This window comes from Kaistella jeonii, assembly GCF_000812865.1.
In the GTDB taxonomy this organism is placed as follows: Bacteria; Bacteroidota; Bacteroidia; order Flavobacteriales; family Weeksellaceae; genus Kaistella; species Kaistella jeonii.
Genome location: NZ_JSYL01000028.1, coordinates 1 through 3,180 on the forward strand (window position 1 = coordinate 1; position 3,180 = coordinate 3,180).

Below are 3,180 nucleotides of genomic sequence, written 5' to 3' on the forward strand. Positions count from 1 at the left end.
GTTGCAAAGATAAGAAGGTTTTTTTAATCTACAAGCTTTTTTGAAAAAAAATTTTAGAAACTTTCGATCCTATTATTTAACATCATATCTACCTGAAACGCTCTACTATGCTACTTCTTGTTTGAAGTGGTGCAAAGATATACCTACACTATTTATCTCGCAAATGTTTTATTGATTATTTTAAACATGTGTATAAGTTTTTCTATAACCTTTTAATTAACAATATATTGTGGGAAATTTAGAGTTATCCACTTTATCGTAATTCAAATTTTATGCTTGAGTACATCCAAAAAATTAAAGAATATAGCGTGTTTTTTCACTTTTCAACTTGAAAAAACTCCTTGAAAACAACCAAATTCTATAAATGTATTAGAGTTCTATAAATTAAGCAGAATAAATTTTTAATAAAAACCACAAAATAATGTACTTCCATCTTTCGAAAATCGATTTTTAAAACAATCATCACTATATAATGTTATAGAATAAAGTCATTAATATTTAAAATAATACTAAATCAAATATCTAAACTAAATAAAAAGGTGGCTTTATTTACAAAATGAATTTCTAAAAAAATAGATGCTTTAAATATAAATGTACAAATACTAACTTTCAGAAAATGAATTCACCTAAAGATATATTATTAAAAAACAAAAAAACCTCCGCACAAATTGTACAAAAGCTTCTTTATTGTATACAAGACCTTAAATAAATCTCAAAAAAAACTAGATCTTCAAATTTTTTAATTTTATAAATACAAAATACCCTATTAAGCACCCAATGGTATCAGCAACTAAATCTAAAAACTCTAAAGATCGCCCCCAATGCATTTCATCCTGAAGAATTTCCGTGAGTAAACCATAGATTACGATAATCTGAAAAAAGTACAGAAATTTAATCTTCGGAATTGCTGCCATGAAACAAAATCCTAACATGGCAAAAATGCCGAGATGTAAGATCTTATCGATTCCCTCGAACATAAAAGGAAGTTCCATGTTCTCTACACCAGGACGCAGAAGCATATAAGTAAGAAATGCCCAATAAATGGGCAAGATCTTACGAAATAATTTAGATATTTTATCCAAGAGACTCCTGGTATTGCTCTGCTGAAAGAAGTTCTGTAGTATCTGCTGAATCTCCGATATCCAATTTAATGATCCAACCTTTTCCGTAAGGATCAGTATTGAGCAATTCTGGTTGATCTTCCAATTCTGCATTAAATTCTGTTACTGTACCTGCTAAAGGTAAAAACAAATCAGAAACCGTTTTCACTGCTTCTACACTTCCGAAAACATCTCCTGAAGAAAGTTCATCATCTACAGAATCAACATCTACGAAAACGATGTCGCCCAATTCACTCTGCGCGAAATCTGTAATGCCGATCGTTGCGATGTTTCCTTCAATCATAACCCATTCGTGGTCTTTCGTGTACTTTAATTCTGACGGTGTATTCATTTTATTAAATTTTATTTTTTCAAAATTAATTAAAATTCTCAGACCATCAAACGTTTATACTCATTATTTGAATTTCCAAATCTTTCCTTATATAATATGAATTAGAGAAAAATAAATAAAACTTAAATATCGCAATCATATAAGACGTCAATCAATAGTTTTTCCTTCTTTTAGTATCTTTGTTATCTTGAAAAAGTTTCAGAATAAAGTGTTTAAAAAACATCCTTTATATATCAACAAAAAAATCAGAAATGAATTTAGTAAATAAGTTAGCGAAAAGTCAAAAAGCCTTTGAGAATTGGAAAGCCGTTCCTTTCTCAGAAAAGCAACAACTTTTGCTAAAATTAACCGACCTTTTAGATAAAGACGCTGAGAAATTTGGCAAGATCATTACGAAGGAAATGAATAAACCAATTACGCAATCGATCTCGGAAGTTAAAAAGTGTGCCTTGATGACGCGTTACTATGCCGAAGCAGAAAATACTTTGAAACCTGAAAAAATTAAAACCGAATTCCGAGTATCAGAAATTCATTCTGTTCCCAAAGGAGTTATTTTAGGAGTCATGCCCTGGAATTTTCCTTTTTGGCAAGCTTTGCGATTTGCAGTTCCCGCGATTTTGGCAGGAAATACCGTTGTCTTGAAACATGCTTCAATTTGTTTTGGAAGTGGAAATATGCTTGAAAAGTTATTTTTAAAAGCCGGTTTTCCAAAAGGCGTTTTTCAAAATCTAGAAATTGGACATGCTGAAGTGAAAACCGTTTTAGAAAATCCAATTATTCAAGGAGTAAGTTTAACGGGAAGTGAAAAAGCTGGAGCAGAAGTTGCGTCGATCGCAGGGAAAAACATTAAAAAATCTCTTTTGGAATTAGGCGGAAGTGATGCTTTCATCGTTTTAGATGATGCCGATTTCAAAAAAGCCGCAGAAAGCGGCGCGAAAGCGCGACTTCAAAATTGCGGTCAGGCTTGTAACGCTGGAAAAAGGTTCATCATTCAGAAAAATGTAGAAAAAGAATTTTTACCGATTTTCGTGAAAGAATATCAGAAATATATTCCCGGAAATCCGATGAAGAAAGAAACCATGATCGGCGGAATGGCTCGTCCGGATTTGGCCGATGAACTGGAAAAGCAATATAAGAAAGCTTTGAAATATGGCGCAGAAATTATTTTACCACTCGAAAGAATTTCAAAAAATGAATTTATGCCAGGTTTAATTAAAGTAAAAGCAGGAAACCCAATTCTACAAGAAGAACTTTTCGGTCCACTCGGAATGGTAATGATCGCGAAAAATGATAAAGAAGCGTTGAAACTGGCGAACGACATTCCTTTCGGCTTGTCAAATTCAGTTTGGACAAAAGATAAAAAAAGACAACAATTATTCATCGATCAGTTAGAATCTGGAACGGTAAGTTTGAATAAAGAATCGAGTTCTGATCCTAGATTGCCATTTGGAGGCGCAAAATCTTCCGGTTATGGAACAGAATTATCTTTGCATGCGTTAAAAGAATTTATAAATGTAAAAACGATCGTCGGAAATTAAATGTGATCTCTTACAAAAAGAAAGAAGCCGTCTCAATACTGAGGCGGTTTTTTTGTATTTTTTCCTGTATGTTTTTTGGTTGATTTATCAGATTTTATTATCTTTAAGTATTGATAATCAATGATATGAATATTAAGTTTAAAGATTATAATCAACAACAAAACTGGTTATTCCCACCCTCAATCGAAGA

General features: G+C 32.0%; 3 protein-coding genes. 1 reads left to right on the top strand and 2 read right to left on the bottom strand.

Annotated elements, in window-relative coordinates:
- Positions 1-722: 722 nt before the first annotated feature.
- Both OA86_RS15050 and gcvH read right to left on the bottom strand, forming a co-directional pair.
- Positions 723-1,082: a VanZ family protein gene (locus tag OA86_RS15050; protein ID WP_052257556.1), complete on the bottom strand. Its 360-nt coding sequence runs from the start codon at positions 1,080-1,082 to the stop codon at positions 723-725.
- Positions 1,075-1,452, bottom strand: coding sequence for a glycine cleavage system protein GcvH (gene gcvH, locus OA86_RS15055; RefSeq protein WP_039355138.1), 378 nt, complete (start codon positions 1,450-1,452; stop codon positions 1,075-1,077). The genes OA86_RS15050 and gcvH overlap by 8 nt, the downstream gene beginning before the upstream one ends.
- Positions 1,453-1,703: 251 nt before the next feature.
- On the opposite strand from gcvH, the gene OA86_RS15060 reads away from it, so the two are divergent.
- Positions 1,704-2,990 (top strand): aldehyde dehydrogenase family protein, encoded by a 1,287-nt coding sequence (locus OA86_RS15060; RefSeq protein ID WP_039355141.1) that lies wholly within the window; start codon positions 1,704-1,706, stop codon positions 2,988-2,990.
- Positions 2,991-3,180: the final 190 nt, after the last annotated feature.